This window comes from Paraniabella ginsengisoli (genome assembly GCF_022513635.1).
Lineage (GTDB): Bacteria > Bacteroidota > Bacteroidia > Chitinophagales > Chitinophagaceae > Niabella > Niabella ginsengisoli.
Genome location: NZ_JAKWBL010000004.1, coordinates 176,287 through 193,934 on the forward strand (window position 1 = coordinate 176,287; position 17,648 = coordinate 193,934).

The following is a 17,648-nucleotide window of genomic DNA, read 5'->3' on the forward strand; positions in this document are numbered from 1 at the left end:
AGCCTTAGCACTAGCTTTGGAAAAACTTATTTTCTTAAATTCTCAGAAACTTTTTCTATCGTGATATTGTTCTCTGCTCGGGTGTACTTCAAATCGTATAACTGGCAGAGATGCCTCATAACCATATCAAGCGAATCTTTGTACATAACCTTTCCGGTAAATCTATAGTTCTCAATTTCTGCATCCTTGAATGCAATAGTTATCCCGTATCTTTTTTCAATACGTTTGAATACCTGTGACAACGATTGATCTGAGAAAGAATATTCTGTATTCCCCCAGTTGACTTTTCCATGCCTTACTCCATTCTCTTTAACGACAATTCCCTTGTTGCATACTGAATCAACCGAACCCAACGCCTTCTTATCTGTATGGTCGGGGCCGGAAAGTACCGCTGTTGCACTTTTTAAGTCAATGTGTAATTGCTGTCCTGGCACTAAATAAACTTTTTCATGCTCACTTTTTCTATTGTCTCCACAACCACCCTGCCTTCCACAAGGTTCACATTTATTGTTCCCCGCGTCTTATCTGCATCAACCCAAAATTGAGTACCCAAAGCACTTGTGCTTATCCCATTAGCTTCTACCTTAAAAGGATGCTTCTCGTCATGGGCGACTTCAAAAAGGCTTTCCCTGTTAAAATGATATTCCTGTCTTCGTTAAACTCTTTGCTGAATTCGATAGCGGCTCCGGACATTAGCGAGACTTTTGACCCGTCGGGCAAGCGAACCAAATGAGATCTACCTGTTTTATTCTCAAACCGTTTAATCGGGCGCGATGACTGTGATACAGCAAAAATTTTGTTATCACTGTTAAAATCACCTAATGCGAATTTGCCCGCAAAGAAAACTCCGAGTAATATGGCAGCAGCTAATCCCGCTCTTTTAAAATAAACCTTTCGCCTTTGCACATCAATGTTGCGGGTAACGTTCTGCAACAATTCGTTCTTTTTAACATCTGATAATTCGTTTGTTATTTCCGCTTGCTGCAATGTTTCGTCTGGCAGGTATGCTTTCAACACATCATTATTTTCCTTTAAATAAGAAGCCACTAATTTGGCTTCATCCTCACTGCATTCGTTATTAAAGAAGCGTTGAATCATCACTATTGTGACTTGCTTGTCCATAAATCATTTGGAATTACGCGTGTAATTAAAAAAACCCCCAAACGTTCCAAAAAAATTAAAAAAACAATAGAATTATGGGGATTAATAATTTACGAAGTTGTATTAAGGCTAAACGAACATGGTTTTCCACAGTTTTTACAGAGATGTTCATTTGCGTGGCGATCTCTTTATAGCTGTATCCTTCAAGATGCCTAAGACGAATGGCATTTTGACGCGCGGGTGGCAAGCTTTTAAGAGCGATTTGAAGTTCGGTGTAATCAGGCTGGGGGTTAAAACATATTCTTTCACAATTATTCTCAGCAGCAAGCCGGCGTTTTCTTTCAGTAGCTTCTTTGCGAAGCCAGTCGATAAATACCATACGTGCATTTTGGAAAAGCATTGTCTCCATTAAATGGTTGTCTGAAAGAGAACCACGATATTGCCAAAGTCTGATAAATGTTTGTTGAGTAAGGTCTTCCGCGTCGGTTTCATTGTCTATTCTCTTTCTAAAAAAGAAAAAACACGCGCCGCCCAAAGATTATAGAATTCTTTAAAGGCCGTTTGATCTCCTGCTCGTATGTATTGTTTTAGCTCCAGTTCGTAGATTTCATTTAAACGATCAATAAATTTGTTTATGGCACATTATGTTAACCGTTAACAAATAATTTCTGACAGCATTGAATCTTAAAAATAAACTAAATAAATATTAACTATTGTGCAATCGTTTGTTCAGGTTGCCCAAATGGGGACTCGTAAAAATCTCAGAAAAAGAATGAACGACAAAGTACTTAAATCACTCCCGCTGGAAGATGCGGCGCAAGGCGTTTTCCTGCAAAGCTTTAATTCCATGTACATCTGTTTGATTGCCATGAGCACTTATTTTACCCAATTCACTTTTCCATTTTTCACGTCTTTCGCGTTAGTACCAATCATAATTTCAAACTCCCCGGGCTCCCAATCGTATTTTAAATTGCTGTTATAAAACTTTAAATCTTCCGCAGTAACATTAAAAGTAACCGTTTTGCTTTCTCCCGATTTAATCATCACTTTTTGAAAGCCTTTCAATTCTTTCATAGGACGAGTCACAGAACCCACAACATCCCGAATATATAATTGCACAACCTCTGCTCCGTCATATTTTCCGGTATTGGTAATGGCGATGCTGGCTTTCAGGGTTTGATTTCCTTTCAGTGTTGTATCACTCAGTTTTAAATCGCCGTAGGCAAAAGAAGTATAGCTCAATCCATATCCAAACGGATAAAGCGGCTCATTGCTTACATCGATATAATTGCTTCTAAATTTTTGAAACCATTTTCCTTCTGCCAATGGGCGGCCTGTATTTTTATGTGCATAATAAATCGGTATTTGTCCAACATTTTGAGGAAAGCTCATTGTCAATTTTCCCGAAGGATTTACATCTCCAAACAACACATCCGCAATGGCAGCACCAGCCTCGCTTCCGCCAAACCAAACATTTAAAATAGCCGGAACATTTTCATTTTCCCATGCAAGCGTAAGCGGACGCCCGGTAAACAATACTAACACAACCGGCTTGCCTGTTGCTAATAATTGTTTTAATAATTTTTGTTGCGTTTCAGGAATATTTAAGTCTGTGCGACTGCTGCTTTCGCCGCTAAACTCAGCGGATTCGCCCATTGCAGCGATAATTACATCCGCTTTGGCTGCAATATCTAACGCCTCTTTTGCCAGCTCTTCTTCACTGCGTTGATCTCTGTTTAATGTTTTACCAAACATGGTAGCACGTTCTTCCAAAGCTGCATCAGCCGTAAGGTTTGAACCTTTTGCATACAATACTTCTGCATCGCTTCCTAAAACCTGTTTTAATCCGGTTAATACCGAAATAGATTTATTTTGCTTTGTAGCCACACTCCAAGTGCCGGCCATATTATTGGCGGCATCAGCCAAAGGCCCGATCAATGCTATCTTTCCTGATTTTTTTAATGGCAAAAGCCCTGATTCGTTTTTTAACAACACAAAACTTTGCGCAGCAATTTCCTTGGCAACCTTTCTGTTTGCGTCGGTAAAAATTTCATTCTTTGCCCGGCTTTCATCACAATATTTATAAGGATTTTTAAACAGACCTAATTTATACTTTGCTTCCAACATTCGGCGACAAGCAGCATCAATTTCGGCAACGGTTATCTTTTTTCCTGCAAAGATTTTTTAAGCGTTTTTAAAAATCCTTCGCCTACCATATCCATATCAACACCCGCTTTCAAAGCTAGTGCCGACACTGCTTGCAAGTCGCCCATTCCATGATCGATCATTTCATTGATACCGGTATAATCTGTAACTACAAAGCCATTAAATCCCCATTGTTTGCGCAACACATCGGTTAGCAACCACTTATTGCCCGTTGCAGGAATACCATCTACTTCGTTGAAAGAAGCCATCACACTTCCCACGCCCGCATCAATGGCGGCTTTATATGGCGGAAAATATTCATTGTACATTCTGATATGGCTCATATCAACCGTGTTGTAATCGCGCCCGGCTTCGGCTGCGCCGTACAAAGCATAATGTTTTACACAGGCCAGTATATTATTATTTGATTTTAGGTCTCCCTGATACCCTTTTACCATGGCTTTAGCAATTTGTGAACCCAGATAAGGATCTTCTCCATTACCTTCTGAAACCCTTCCCCAGCGCGGGTCTTTGCTAATGTCCACCATTGGACTAAAAGTCCAGCCAATACCATCGGCACTGGCTTCGATTGCTGCAATGCGTGCCGATTGTTCTACAGCTTTCATATCCCATGTGCAGGACAAACCCAACGGAATAGGGAAAGTAGTTTCGTAGCCATGAATGACATCCATCCCAAATAACATCGGAATTTTCATGCGGCTTTGCTCCATTGCTACTTTCTGAATGGCTTTAATTTTTTCAACTCCTTTGATATTGAAAAGACCGCCAACACGCCCTTCTTTCACATTTTTACCAATGTCAGAATTAGTGGCCGTTCCCGTTGTAAACTCACCCGCGCTCGGTAAATTCAACTGGCCGATTTTTTTCTTCCAGCGTCATTTTTCCCATTAAAGAAGTAATGAAACTGTTCATCGTCGCATCGCTGCGTTGGGCAATGGAAGCTGTTGTTAACAGAAGTATCAACGAAAAAGAAAAGCATAAATATTTTATCATACTGATTGATTTTGGCCTCTCCCCAGCCCCTCTCCGTAGGAGAGGGAGTAGAACCTGATTGTGAAAAAGTCACCACTTTATACGTTTTATGTAGCAAATGACATTAATGAATACTTATTTCTTTAAATATGGCTGCATTGCTTTTTTCCAGATGGCATAGCCTTTGGCATTCATGTGTAAATTATCGTCAACAAATATCTCGCTCATAACACTTCCATCTTTGTTAAGCATTAAAGAATACACATCAATGAACTTTGCATTTTTATCTTTCTTCAAAAATTCTTTTATCAAACCATTTGCTTCTTTATATTTTGATAACAGATGCTTACGGCTGGGGCTGGGTTTCATGGATACATAGGCAAAAGGAATAGCGGATATTTATCCCGAATATATTTATACAAAGTTTTAAATCGAGCCATTACTGTTTCAACAGATGGCGCATCAGAGGAAGCAAAATCATTCTCGCCACAATACATTACGATCTGCCGAGGCGCGTATGGGTATATCACATCATAACGATAGCGAATCAGATCAGGTAATGAAGATCCGCCAAAGCCGCGATTTAAAATTTTATAGCCGGGAAAATACTCGTTCACATCTGTCCATTTGGTAAAGGACGAACTTCCGATAAATAAGATTTGTTTATCAGCCGGAAATGAAGCGCTGTCAAGGGTTTTAAACTTTTGTATATCGTTCCAAAAAGGGAAGGGTTGCTGGGCATAAGCCGCAGATGCGCAGATTAATACAAAAAAAGAAGAAAGGATTTTTTCATTAAATTTTATTTTTAAAGCCGCAGATACGCTGATTATTTTTTAAGAAAACATGAAAATCTAATCTGCGCATCTGCGGCTATCTTTTTATTTTGTTAAACAACTCTTTTATACTCCAGTGACTTTTCATGAAAGTTAAGAATAAGCCCAACCTGCAACTTTGAAATTGCAAGGTAGTTTATTACCTGTGCGTAATGCTCTTCAATGATGCACGATTTACATTTTATTTCTAAAATAATGCAGTTATTGATTACAAAATCTGCAAAAAATTTATGAAGCAAATCATGCCCTTTGTAATTAATTGTATATTCTTTCTCCCGCTCAAATGGAATTTGTTTTTTCCGTAATTCAAATTCAAAAGCATCTTTATACACAATCTCTAAAACCCTTTTCCAAGTATGCGATGAACTTCCATGCCAACACCTATAATTTCATAGGTTTCTTTTTGAAGCGGGTAATCTTCTTTATTAAATAAACGATCCATTCAGCTATGTAAAAAAATTAAAAATAAAATCTGCGCATCTGCGGCCATTTAATCCACTTTTATCACCTTCGTCCTTTCACTCACACCGTTTTCATTTAGTGCCTGAATACAATAATAATAAGGCTTTTGAGAATCCATTGCTTTCATCCAATATTCATTATTGCTATGCACCATGATACTTGTGTACATTTTATCAGGATGTGTACCATAGTAAATATTATAGGCAAAGGCATCATCCGAAGGCCTCCATTTTATAAAAGCACTTCGTTTATCTTTTTCAGTACGTAATACTATAAAATCTTTAACAGCTTCGGGCTTTTGTCCACCACCGTTACCAAAAACACGAAAGCCACTTAATGCAAACTTTCCCGTTGGCATGTGTATATTTTCCAATTTTATAAACCTGGCTTTTACAGGTTTTTTAAGTTGAATATATTCATGAGGTATGTCTGTTTTGTTTGAGCTTTTATCAATCAGCATGTTCCATCTTTTACCATCAACAGAATAATACATTTTATATTGATGAAACTGATTGGTGAATTTCCCTAATTTGCTACTATCCACATCCTGATCTGCATAATTAATCTGAACGGCATTTACTGTTGAGACATTTCCAAGGTCTGTCTGAATCCACTCGCCTTTATCTCCTGTTTTTGCGCTCCAATATGTTTTCATTAATTCATCGACCGCATTATTTGGAACATGCCCGCCCAAGGTTGAAGACACCTGTATCGGTTTGTTATAATTAACCAACATCCAACCTGTAAAATAGGGCGACAATCCATCATCACCGTACCCCGCTTTTACGTTTGGAGATGGGATGTAATGCGGATAATCCCCTAATGTTGTATTACACCACATGGCGTCATTTTCATCAAAACCAGTAGGCCAAATACCTAATCGCCGTTCAAATGTATTCTTTACAGATATTACCGTTGTTGATACATGCCAGTATCTGCTATAATTATCCATGAAAGTGGCGCCATGCCCGGCTCCGCGTACAAAGCCGCCGAGCTTTATGCTTAGCGGATCTGACTGCGATTCGAATGGACCCAGTGGGCCTGAGCCTACAAGCAAACCATCTGCATAGCCACTGAATTCTGTTCCCGGCGCACCATATTGTAAGTAATATTTATCCTTGTATTTAGTCATGTGGCTGCCTTCTATAAACGGATCTAAAAAGGTATTGTCCATGTGCTCGCCAAATCGCTGCCAGCCGAAACGCCACGGCTCTAAAAGATACATTTCTTTTCTTGTACCCTGCGGTTGCATTGTTTTTCTGTCTAGTTCTACGCCATACATAGGAAATTTGTTACTGCTTCCATTATACATATACAAACGCCCGTCATCATCTGTAAAGAAAGAAGGATCCCAACCACCGATATCAAAACTATCGACCAGCGATTTCCATTCATTTTCTTTTGGATTGGTACTCATCCAAATTGTAAAGTCGCGGCTATAGGTTGAGCCAAAAACCAACATTGTGTCTCCAATAATGCCAACACCTGGCGCGCAGAGTTCATCATATATTCCGGCGTTCCAGGGACGGAGAAATTTTTTCGAGATAAACTTCCAGTTCAACATATCATGGCTCCACCAGTAACCCCATTGATTGGTGCTGAATAAATAATAATCGCCTTTATAATTAACAATTACCGGATCGGCGGTAGCGCGATGCCTGCCCCAGGTACTGAAATTAGGAATAGGTGTGTAACCGTAATCTATATTGATGGGATTGCAATAAGTTAACCTCGCCCCTTGCTCGTCTCCTAAAGGCTGAGCGTTCATAATATGGCACAAAAATAAAAAGCTCAATAGTAGCACCGCTGTTGAACGGAGCGTCGCAATTTGGTTGAGATATATTCCTGAAGCTGGCATCATAATAATTATTTTAACCAAGGGCTTTTAAAACCCAATTTTTGTAACCCTGTTTTCACGTCTTTGTCCTTCATAAAAAGATTCCACAGTAATCCTGTTCTAAAATTTTCTATCATCAAAATAGTGATCCCCTGATTAATGGCTAAATAGGAATCGGCATACCATTTCATTGTTATATTATAACTGTCATTGAAACCATATTCGCCAAAAAGCTTGTCACCGAGTTCTTCATAAAAATACCGCAATGCCCGCATTGATTGCCTGGGCGTATAGGGCATACTTGCAAGGGCCGCGGAGCAACATATAGTACCATTGTCTTTTAACGGTGATTGCTCATGGTACCTTTTTTTATAATCGCAGGCTGACAAACCCCAGGAATGCTCGTTGTATCCTTCAAATTTTTGAGGATTATCAACACAATATTTATAGTTGATTGTTGCATGCGCTATATTTTGCCTTCCATAATCTACATAACTATCTTTTAAACCTCTCGGATCTAAACCGGCAAAACCGAAATGCGCGAAAAACAAGGGGCCTGCGTAATCTGGTCCGGCAGGTAACAACGTGTTGTAAAATTTTTTACCATTTTTCAACGCTCCGTTTCGCGCCCAGCCGTTATCATACACTTCTTTCGTAATGCTATATTTTGGCGAAGCTGCAGCTAACACATAAGTGATCAGCGCTTCGTTATACCCTTCTATTTTTAAATTCATCGCCCAATTATGGTTTGGACTCCAGTGCCAATAAAGTGTATTCCGGCCGCGTGTAAACCAATTCCAGTCGATGTTTTCCCAAAGTTCAGTTATAATATTCCTGATTTCTTCTTCTACTTTATTTCTTTTATTAAAATATTGTCGTGCCGTAAGCAGTCCCTGAAAAAGGAAGGATGTTTCTACAATATCTGCGCCATCGTCTTTTTTACTGAACGAAATACATTTGCCGGAACTACCATCTACCCAATGAGAAAAAGCACCGTGATGCTTTTCTGCTTTTTTAAAAAAGAAAGTATTTGCGATATGCGGCCAACCGCATCTTTGCGCCTGATCCACGTACGTTCTACAGCCACAATGGTGGCCATGATTCCAAACCCAGAGCCTCCTGTTGTTACTACATCACTGAAGTTTTCTCTGTTACGTTCGCGAGCCATACCTGAAATCGGTTCGGCATAGTCCCAAAAATAATTAAAGGTTTGTCGCTGTACTAACTCCAGCAACGCGTCATCTGACAATGATTTCTTTTTACGCTTTAAATTTTTTTATTGATAATACTCACTTGTAAATCCGAGCTTTTTTAAACCACTTTGAATTTCCGGACAGCTCATGAAAAGTTTCCAGAGCAAGCCGGTTCGATAATTCTCTATCATTACAACAATCGGGCCCTGATCTATTGCCAAATGCGATTGGGCGTACCAGTTTTTTGTTTCGTTAAATGCATCGACAAATCCATATTCACTCCAAATTTTATCGCCTAAATCAATATAAAAATGTCTTAATGTTTTCATTGATTTATCTGGTGTGTAAGGAAAGGCTGACAACGCTGCTGTTGGCGTAATAGTTCCATGATCGTTGGTTGGAGAATGTGCATCATAACCATTGTAAGTATCGCTGGCTGTAAGTCCCCAGCAGTTTTCGCCATATCCTTTAAATGCCTTGGGATTGTCAACACAATAAGCATAATTAATTAAAGTGTGATTTTGATTCTGCTTCCAATAATCTGCATATTGATCTTTTAAACCTTTTGGGCTTAGGCCCAGAAAAGAATAATGCGAGAAGAATAACGGCCCACCATAATCAAAACCTAAAGGCAACTCGTAGTTATAAAATGTTTTTCCATTTTTAAAAAAATTACTTTGTGCCCAACCGCGATGATAAACTTTAGTATCTACGGGGTAATTATCTGATGAAGCGGCTAACACATAAGTGATCAAACATTCGTTAAATCCACGTAGCGGGAAGTTCATCGCCCAGCCATTATTGGGGCTCCAATGCCAATACAACACTTCGCGCCCTTCTCGTGTAAACCAATCCCATTCTATATCATTCCATAAACCGTTGATGCGGCCACGTAATTGTCTTTCTAAATCGTTATCTCCATTAAAATATTGACGGGCACAAAGTAATCCCTGAAAAAGAAATGCTGATTCAACCAAATCTGCGCCATCATCTTTTCTACTAAAAGGAATGGTTTTTCCGGTTTCTCCATTGAGCCAATGCGGGAATACGCCATGATAAGCATCGGCCTTGTATAAAAACTTTACCATCTTCAATAAAAATCTGGCAGCAGTATCTCTTTCTATCCAACCGCGGTTAACACCTGCGATAATGGCCATAATGCCAAAGCCAGTGCCACCAGTTGTTACTACTTCATTTCCGTAATTGAAAGATTGATTGCTACGCTCGCGCGCCAGTCCGCTAACGGGGTGCGCAAAATCCCAGAAATAACGGATTGTTTGTTTTTGCACTAAATCGACCAAGGCAGAATCAGAAATATTTTTGTCGATTTTGAGGGAATAGGGAATGGCATGTGACTTAGTAGCCGTCTTTTGCGAAAACCCACTATAACTAATTGTTATGAATATGGCGATTACAACAGTTTTAAACATTTGTTCGAAATTTAAATTTACAATCCTGGTCCACTAAATCCCAATTTCTTTAACCCGGTTTTCACTTCTGGTGCGCTCATAAATAGATCCCAAATTAACTTTGTTCTATAGTTTTCTATCATCACAATAATTGGTCCCTGATCAATAGCCAGATGAGAATTGGCGAACCATGCTCCGTTGTTTTTCATGACATCTAATGAGAAAGCATCAACAAAGCCATATTCCTTAAACAATTTATCTCCCAAAACATAGTAATAAAAATGCAAGGCCGCCATTGACTCGTTTGGAGTATAGGGAATGGAAGATATAGCAGCCGTTGGCGCAATAAATCCCTGGTCATTCGTTGGAGAACTTGCCGTATAACCTCCTTTTATATCACTTGCTGTTAATCCCCATACAGAATCGCTGTAGCCAAAATAGTTTTTTGGATTGTCTTTGGAATACTCATAATTAATAAGCGTGTGATTTTTTGTTTGCGTTTGATAATTGGCATAAGTATCGCTCAATCCATTGGGATTAATCCCCATAAATGAATAATGCTCAAAAAATAATGGCCCTCCTAAGGTTTCTCCCAGAGGCAGCGGATATTTATAATAAGAATCTTCATTTTTTATTCCCCGTTTCTTGCAAAGCCAATATCGTATGCTGTTTTAGGAATAGAATGTGTCGTTGACGATGCCCCTAAAACATAGGTAACCAAACATTCATTCCACCCCTGTATTTTAAGGTTTATAGCCCAGCTTGCGGTTGGACTCCAATGCCAGTACAATACATCCTGGTTGTTTTGCCTGAACCAATTCCATTCAACTGCATTCCATAAACTATTAATATCCTTTATCAACGAAACTTCTGCCGCATCAGTACTATTAAAATATTGCCGTGCGGTCAACAACCCCATCATGAGAAAAGATGTTTCCACAAGATCAGCGCCATTGTCATTCTGGCTAAACGGTATTACTTCTCCTGTGCTTCCATTAAGCCAATGTGGAAAAGCCCCATGAAATTTCTGCGCTTTATTTTTAAGAAAGCTTACAATAGTTTGCATACGATTTAAACCTTGTGCTTTTGTTATAAATCCGCGATCAATGCCAACAACTATAGCCATGATTCCAAAGCCGGAACCTCCTGAAGTAACTGTTTCGGGAGTGGCATTACTTCTTTCTCTCGCTAATCCCGAAACGGGATGTCCGTAATCCCAAAAGTATTTAAAGGTTCGTTTCTGAATGGTATCCAATAATGCCGCATCGCTAAGCGCGGGAAATTTTCTCGAAGAATCGATTGATGTTGCAAAAGCAATATCCTGACCAGCCTGTAGAGAGGCGTTACTACTAGCCAACAACCCAGGTAGCATCTGTATTTTATATTGCGATAGGTGTTGTAATGAAGATGCTGGCTTTATTGATACCACACTATCATTTCTTTCGAAATTGTAGCTTGCATTTACTTTGCCGCCCGAAAGATCGCTGATTAAAATTTTTTCAGACGCTGAAGATCGATTTACAGGCATCGAAAAACGAATCTTTATTTCTGGCTGAACATGGATGTCTATAAACGGCTGAATCGATTTTCCATTTAATGTGGCTGAGACATAAGTAAGAGTTCCCGGCTTTTCATCTACAGGTGCAGGCGTTACATCCGATTTTTTGTTGCACGCAACTAAAAGTAATAGGATCGTAAGTCTTTCAAGATAATTCACGCGATTTATACTCCTTATAAACTTTCAATTTCTGAAAGTCTTATTTACTTAAAGCTAAAGAATTTAATATTACTGCCCTCTGCGCTCAAGAATAGCAATTGCGGACACTTCTATCGGACTCAAGGATTTATTAAATATTCTTACCTCATCCAATTTTCCTGAAAGATAACCAGCCCAACCTTCACCTGATGAACCAGTAGTACTACTCGGCACCGTCATAAAATGAAGCGCGCCAAAAACGATAGGCCCAACATTCGAAAACTGTGGCTGAGTTGGAACGGGTGTACCAGTTTTTGTTGCTGCTAATGAACCGTTCACGTAAGAACGCACTACACCTGCCTCATCATAAGTAATAATATAATTCGTCCAGTTGTCAAATGCCCCTGATACATCCTGGATTCCATTATCGGCCTGATAATTAGCGGGGGTATTATTATTATTTCTAAATATGGTTTTAAAACGTGCAACGCCAGCCGGGCCATTGTCTAAAAAAATATTAACATTTGCCCAAAATTCTGCTGTATGCCCTATACTTACTAAACCTGTGGCCCCAACATTTGGGGCTGTATTAACCCATAAACTAATGGAGTACGCTTTTAAATTTTTGATCGCATCAGAAGCAACAGCCGTAGCATACGCTTTATTAGCCGGAGCCGCACCAGTAAGAGCCTGGCCTTTTATTCCTTCAGAAAAGGACATGCCGCTATTCGTGCCTACAGCGCCGCTTACACTATCGTTCATATTTCCATTAAAACTCCAGTATGCTACCAGGTTTGAAGCAGCAACCTGGCTGGCTGCTGTATAGCCGCCAGCAACTGGCGGCACGTCTCCAGGAGGAAAATCATCGCTCCTGTTTACTTTTGTACAGGAAGCTGATATGAATAGTATGCTTACCAGTCCTGAAAATATTTTTAAATGATTCGCTTTCATATTTATTAAGTTTCTTAATAATTAGGATTTTGTTTTAACAAGCCATTGCTAAAATCAATTTGAATCTGTGGTATAGGAAACAACTCATGCTTACCAGCGACAAAGGGTTTTCCAGCAGCCTGCATTACCGTTGCTGCCTGGCCAGTACGCACAAGATCAAAGAAACGATCGGCTTCCATTGCCAGCTCTACCCTTCTTTCTTTCCATATATTTGCCACTGTAGCAGGCGTGGTTCCAAGACCGGCGCGAGCCCTTACTTCTGTCAATGGAGTCAACGCATCACCACCTACATGAGTAGCCGCTTCTGCGTTGATCAATAAAACCTCTGCATATCTTATCAATCTTATATTTTTCGGTCTGTTATCTTTATCAGTTAGTAAACCATTGCAAGATAAACTTTCAGCAAAGGGGCTGTGGTAAGCTTTGTAATTGTACCTGTCGCTAACAACGTCGGGTTTAGCAGGAATGGTAAATCCATCCCAGAGGACAGTAGGTGAATTGCTCGTGAATATAATCGTTGCTGCTCTTCGCGCATCATCAGGCTCATACGCAGCCGCCAGGTTTGCGGAAGGAGTATTTAAGCCAAATCCCAAATCGCCTCCATTCCATAATTGGCCATTGACTGTTTGATTAGGAAAGGAACCTCTTGGTGCCTGAAAATTGCTATAATTTTTACTAATAGCATTGCAGCTTCCATCTGTAGCTCTGTTGGGGCCTGTTTGTACTTCAAAAATGGATTCAACATTATTTACACCCCCTTCCTCTTTCGAAGCAGCATTTTCCCTGAATACTTTAGCATAATCGGTAGCAAGGTCATATTTATTTGAACTGATGACAGCCAAGGACATATCGTAAGCGCCCTGCCAGTTTTGCTGATACAAATACACTTTTGATAGTAATCCTTGGGCAGCTCCTTTCGTTGCTCTTCCTGTTGATATTACGGGGCTCTCTTTTTCAGGAAGATTGTCAACACCATAAGTGAGGTCCTCAACGATCTGAGCATATATTTCCTCTGCAGTGGCTCTTGTCTGGTTTTCTGGATTGTTTTGTTCGGCAGGAGGAATAACTTTTATTATTTTAGGAACGCCACCAAAAATTCTTACCAAATTAAAGTAATAATATCCTCTCAAAAATCTTACCTCTGCAATTAGCCTCTTTTTAACTGTCTCGTCATAGGTTCCAGCTTCCAATACACCCAATGCTTCGTTAATGCGGCCAATAGAGCTGTAATATTCCCTCCAGACATCATTGAATATTCCAGTATTAGAATTGTGTGTGAAGTTATCTACAAAAACCCCATCAAATCCCGGATCAGATTCCACAGAACCCTTATCACTATCATCAGAAGTAACATCGCCAAGTATCACCAGCTTTAAGCCAACCGTGCCCTGCAAATAAAGCGTATTATAAGCGCCGGCAACAAGCTTGTCGGCTGCGGCAGGATCGATTAATGCTTGGATTCTGGTAAGACTTCCCTGGGGCGGTACATCTAAAAACCCTCTTTTGCAGCCCGTAAGAATTACTATTGCAGAAAGCAGTATTATTATATTTTTATAACTTTTCGTCTTCATTGTCGGTTTTTTTGAATGTTAGAAACTTAAGTTTAATCCAAGTACATAAGTCCGTACCGAAGGATAAGTATTCAAATCGACGCCTTGTGCCAGTGACGCATTTCTTGGATTACCTGGATCAACCGTTAAAATTTCCGGTGTGAACCCGCTATAAGGTGTAATTGTAAATAAATTCTGGGCTGATAAGTAAAAACGGCAATTAGATACTTTTGCCCTTTCCAGCCACGACGATTTCACCGTATAGCCCACCGTTAGATTGTTCAGACGGAAAAAATCTCCGCTCTCAACAAAATAAGTGGATGCAGGAAGAGCAGAAGCATTGGCTCGTGGCACATTAGTATTTGGATTATTGGGGGTCCATCTGTTTTTTGCAACGGAAGCCTCAACATTATCTGTTAGCTGATTGGCTCCACGAGCAGCCTTTTTACCATTGTAGATCTTAGCTCCGGCGAGGCCAAAAGAACCAAAACTTAAGTCAATATTTTTATACGATACATTTCCATTAAGACCATAAGTCACTTTGGGTTGATAAGAACCGGAAAATGCCCTGTCAAAATCATTAATAACTCCATCCGGAGTACCCTCCGGCCCACTTAAATCCAGATAAATCAAATCCCCTGCTCTTGCATTTGGTTGTGCAGATGCATCAATTTCTGCCTGGTTTTGAAAAATTCCTGCAGCCTGTAATACATAGTAGCTTGCAATAGGACGATCATTGTCTGTTCGGGTAGAAAAATAGTTGTGAACGGCTCCTCCTGCAAGGGGCTGGCCACCGTTAAGCTCTTCAATATTGTTTTTATTGTACGCTACATTACCATTTAATGAATAAGTCCAGTCCGCTCCAATTTTGTCATTCCAGTTAAGGCTTAATTCAATCCCTTTATTAGATATGGTTGTGGCATTAGTAATGTATCTGCTATCAGCATCAAACACCACGCCTGAAAGACCTATATCAATAAGTGCATTGTCCGTTTTCTTATCATAAAGATCAATAGTTCCACTTAATTTATTTTTGAGTATCGCAAAGTCCAACCCTATATTAATCTCTTTAGTAATTTCCCATCTTATATTAGGATCAAATGCTTTGTCAAAAGTAATTCCTTGAATAGCCGATGGGCTTCCGGAAGGAAAATAATACGGTAAATTTTGCGTGGCGACAGAAAGGAATTCATTGGATGATATATTGTCATTACCCTTGGCGCCATACCCCAATCGAAGTTTCAGAAGATCAAAAGCCTGCTGATTTTCCATAAAGGCTTCTTCCGTTATCGTCCACCCAATTGCTGCTGAAGGGAAATAGCCATAACGCTGACCGCTTCCGAATTTTGAAGAACCGTCTGCTCTGAAAGTTGCTGTAACCAAATATCTTGAGTCAAAACCATAATTAATTCTTCCGAGATAAGAAAGCCGCGTTCTCAGATCGCCTGTATTTACTACGGTTTGGCTGCCCGCCGTACCGGCATCTAAATACCACTGATCCATATTTTGAGGAACATTCAGTGCTGTGCCATTAAAATTATTGGCTTTAAACTTTTCTGCAACAAACCCTGCAAGTACCGTTAGGTTATGCTTATCGAAAGTTTTAGCATAGGTTGCCGTATTATCCCATATCAGCGTAGAAAAATCATTCTTTTCTACAGTAAGTGTGCTTGCAGTGCGCGATTGGTTACCCCCATTTTCAAGGAAAGTAGAAGTGTCACTTAAATAGGGATAGCTATACCCTGTTTTTTTGAAGTAGTTTAGATCGAAGTTTAATGCAGACCTTATAGTAAGATCTTTAATAGGTTTCAGATCTATCCCAAAATTTCCCTGGATCCTGTTCGTAATAACATTACTGTAGTTTTTATCTATTGACAACAAAGGATTGGAAACATTTCCTGCTAAAGAAGTGTTGCCATATTTATCCCCGATTTTTGAAGCTACATAAGGGGAGGCTCGGTACGCATTGCTGAAAGCATCAAAAACAGGTTCGTTAGCGTCGCCTCTTGTGTACGAAATTTGTGAATTGAATTTAATCCATTTATTCAGCGTGTATTCATTATTAGACCTGAGGGTAAATCTTTCAAATTTATTTCCCTTTTGAATACCTTCATCAGCCAGGTAACCACCGCTCATAAAAAATAGAAATCTTTCGTTACCGCCAGACATGGAAAGATTATGAGATTGCTGATATGCTTTTTGTAAAATTGCATCATACCAATCTGTATTATTTCCAACTAGCTTTGCAGGATCAATCAGATTAGCACCGCTACCATAATAATTACTTGCTTCATTTAAATACCCAGCATACTGTTGCTCTCCTGCCATGTCCACCAGGTTTGTGGCCTCTTTTACTGCAACACTTCCAGAATAATTAAAGGTCGTTTTTCCCGATCTTCCTTTTTTCGTCGTAATAATGATTACACCATTTGCTCCTCTTACACCATAAATGGCGCTGGTACTGGCATCTTTTAAGATATCCATTGTTAGGATATCCGCATTGTTAATATTTCTTATATCATCGGTAAGAACCCCATCCACAACATATAAAGGGTTAACTCCAGCCAAAACGGATCCTGTACCACGAAGACGCACACTGGGATTAGCATTCGGCTCGCCCGAACCAATCACTTGCACACCGGCAACTTTTCCTTGTAATGCCTGTGTTGCTGTTTGCACCGGCTGCTTTGCAAGCTCGTCACCTTTTACAGAAGCTACAGATCCTGTCAAGTCCCTCTTTCTCGCCGTTCCATACCCAATCACAACCACTTGCTCCAGGCTTTGTGACGAAGTGACCATTACAATAGCCAGTTCTGTTTGGCCATTTAGCGCTTCTTCTTTTTCAGTATATCCAACTGAAGAAAAAACCAGCACCGAATTAACGTCTGGAACGCGAAGGGTAAAGTTTCCCGAAGAGTCGGTGGCCGTACCTATTGAAGTGCCTTTTACCTGAACGGTTACATTGGGAATGGCTGAGCCAGCATCACTCATTACACTTCCCTTTACTTCTGTTTGAGCAAACCCCGCGTTACAAAATAGTAATGAGGAAATGAGGGTGACAAATACGCACAGATACTTTGTGCCATTTTTGAGAGGACGGCTCCTCTTGAATTGCAAGCATCTCATTTAAGACAAGTTTAATTAATAATGAATACTGTTTTCAAATAATAGGGTAACAAAAATTTTCACAAACATTCGTTAGTTAAGGTAAAGTTAATGTGTTTTTAACACATAGTGAAAATTTTGAAAAAATATTTTATTGAAAGCTATTCGGCTTTTGTTCAAGCCAATTCGTATATGCCAGGCTTCCCAATCTTAAACGTAATGGAACTTTAGTTGCTTTCTCTAGTTTTTGTTCTCCAATACACATAACACCTAATTTTAAAGAAGATGTTACTAACTGGATTTTAAAAGGGGCGTAGTTGAAATTTTGAACAATGCTCGGCGCAAATAGTGAAGAGAAGTTTTCCGGAAAGAT

19 protein-coding genes are annotated in these 17,648 nt (G+C 39.7%); all 19 read right to left on the reverse strand.

Translation table 11 applies throughout. The features are described 5' to 3' along the window. Positions 1–26: 26 nt before the first annotated feature. The gene (locus tag MKP09_RS17880; RefSeq protein WP_240831685.1) at positions 27–434 is read right to left on the reverse strand and encodes a DUF4974 domain-containing protein; all 408 of its coding nucleotides are present in this window, start codon (positions 432–434) and stop codon (positions 27–29) included. Further along, the gene (locus MKP09_RS17885) at positions 434–568 is read right to left on the reverse strand and encodes a hypothetical protein (protein WP_240833302.1); all 135 of its coding nucleotides are present in this window, start codon (positions 566–568) and stop codon (positions 434–436) included. Before MKP09_RS17885 ends, MKP09_RS17880 begins: the two co-directional genes overlap by 1 nt. A gap of 11 nt (positions 569–579) precedes the next feature. Next, positions 580–1,122 (reverse strand): FecR family protein, encoded by a 543-nt coding sequence (locus MKP09_RS17890; protein ID WP_240831686.1) that lies wholly within the window; start codon positions 1,120–1,122, stop codon positions 580–582. 55 nt (positions 1,123–1,177) lie between these two features. Continuing rightward, the gene (locus MKP09_RS17895; protein WP_240831687.1) at positions 1,178–1,636 is read right to left on the reverse strand and encodes an RNA polymerase sigma factor; all 459 of its coding nucleotides are present in this window, start codon (positions 1,634–1,636) and stop codon (positions 1,178–1,180) included. 341 nt (positions 1,637–1,977) lie between these two features. After that, positions 1,978–3,228, reverse strand: a complete 1,251-nt coding sequence (locus MKP09_RS17900) for a glycoside hydrolase family 3 C-terminal domain-containing protein (RefSeq protein WP_240831688.1) — start codon at positions 3,226–3,228, stop codon at positions 1,978–1,980. 32 nt (positions 3,229–3,260) lie between these two features. Next, the gene (locus MKP09_RS17905; RefSeq protein WP_240831689.1) at positions 3,261–4,118 is read right to left on the reverse strand and encodes a glycoside hydrolase family 3 N-terminal domain-containing protein; all 858 of its coding nucleotides are present in this window, start codon (positions 4,116–4,118) and stop codon (positions 3,261–3,263) included. Further along, entirely contained in the window at positions 4,096–4,260 is a 165-nt protein-coding gene (locus tag MKP09_RS17910) for a hypothetical protein (RefSeq protein WP_240831690.1), read from the reverse strand. Before MKP09_RS17910 ends, MKP09_RS17905 begins: the two co-directional genes overlap by 23 nt. Before the next feature lie 114 nt (positions 4,261–4,374). Further along, complete coding sequence (locus MKP09_RS17915; protein ID WP_240831691.1) at positions 4,375–4,608, reverse strand: SGNH/GDSL hydrolase family protein; 234 nt, start codon at positions 4,606–4,608, stop codon at positions 4,375–4,377. After that, entirely contained in the window at positions 4,605–4,856 is a 252-nt protein-coding gene (locus MKP09_RS17920) for an SGNH/GDSL hydrolase family protein (RefSeq protein ID WP_240831692.1), read from the reverse strand. The genes MKP09_RS17915 and MKP09_RS17920 overlap by 4 nt, the downstream gene beginning before the upstream one ends. Before the next feature lie 269 nt (positions 4,857–5,125). Continuing rightward, on the reverse strand, positions 5,126–5,404 hold the full coding sequence (locus MKP09_RS28355) for a GxxExxY protein (protein WP_394801095.1): 279 nt from the start codon (positions 5,402–5,404) through the stop codon (positions 5,126–5,128). A gap of 158 nt (positions 5,405–5,562) precedes the next feature. Next, on the reverse strand, positions 5,563–7,395 hold the full coding sequence (locus tag MKP09_RS17925; protein WP_240831693.1) for a family 43 glycosylhydrolase: 1,833 nt from the start codon (positions 7,393–7,395) through the stop codon (positions 5,563–5,565). A gap of 5 nt (positions 7,396–7,400) precedes the next feature. Beyond that, a complete protein-coding gene (locus tag MKP09_RS17930; protein ID WP_240831694.1) occupies positions 7,401–8,441 on the reverse strand; it encodes a glucoamylase family protein in 1,041 nt (346 codons plus the stop codon). Next, complete coding sequence (locus MKP09_RS17935; protein ID WP_240831695.1) at positions 8,345–8,620, reverse strand: hypothetical protein; 276 nt, start codon at positions 8,618–8,620, stop codon at positions 8,345–8,347. The genes MKP09_RS17930 and MKP09_RS17935 overlap by 97 nt, the downstream gene beginning before the upstream one ends. 27 nt (positions 8,621–8,647) lie before the next feature. After that, a complete protein-coding gene (locus MKP09_RS17940; RefSeq protein ID WP_240831696.1) occupies positions 8,648–9,994 on the reverse strand; it encodes a glucoamylase family protein in 1,347 nt (448 codons plus the stop codon). 17 nt (positions 9,995–10,011) lie between these two features. Beyond that, the gene (locus MKP09_RS17945) at positions 10,012–10,638 is read right to left on the reverse strand and encodes a glucoamylase family protein (RefSeq protein WP_317235438.1); all 627 of its coding nucleotides are present in this window, start codon (positions 10,636–10,638) and stop codon (positions 10,012–10,014) included. After that, positions 10,605–11,690, reverse strand: a complete 1,086-nt coding sequence (locus MKP09_RS17950; protein ID WP_240831697.1) for an Ig-like domain-containing protein — start codon at positions 11,688–11,690, stop codon at positions 10,605–10,607. The genes MKP09_RS17945 and MKP09_RS17950 overlap by 34 nt, the downstream gene beginning before the upstream one ends. Positions 11,691–11,759: 69 nt before the next feature. Continuing rightward, positions 11,760–12,620 carry a LamG domain-containing protein gene (locus tag MKP09_RS17955; RefSeq protein ID WP_240831698.1) on the reverse strand — a complete coding sequence of 287 codons (861 nt, stop codon included), beginning with the start codon at positions 12,618–12,620 and terminating at the stop codon, positions 11,760–11,762. A gap of 14 nt (positions 12,621–12,634) precedes the next feature. Beyond that, the gene (locus tag MKP09_RS17960; protein ID WP_240831699.1) at positions 12,635–14,191 is read right to left on the reverse strand and encodes a RagB/SusD family nutrient uptake outer membrane protein; all 1,557 of its coding nucleotides are present in this window, start codon (positions 14,189–14,191) and stop codon (positions 12,635–12,637) included. Positions 14,192–14,209: 18 nt separating this feature from the next. Further along, positions 14,210–17,296 carry a SusC/RagA family TonB-linked outer membrane protein gene (locus MKP09_RS17965; protein ID WP_262915504.1) on the reverse strand — a complete coding sequence of 1,029 codons (3,087 nt, stop codon included), beginning with the start codon at positions 17,294–17,296 and terminating at the stop codon, positions 14,210–14,212. Positions 17,297–17,648: the final 352 nt, after the last annotated feature.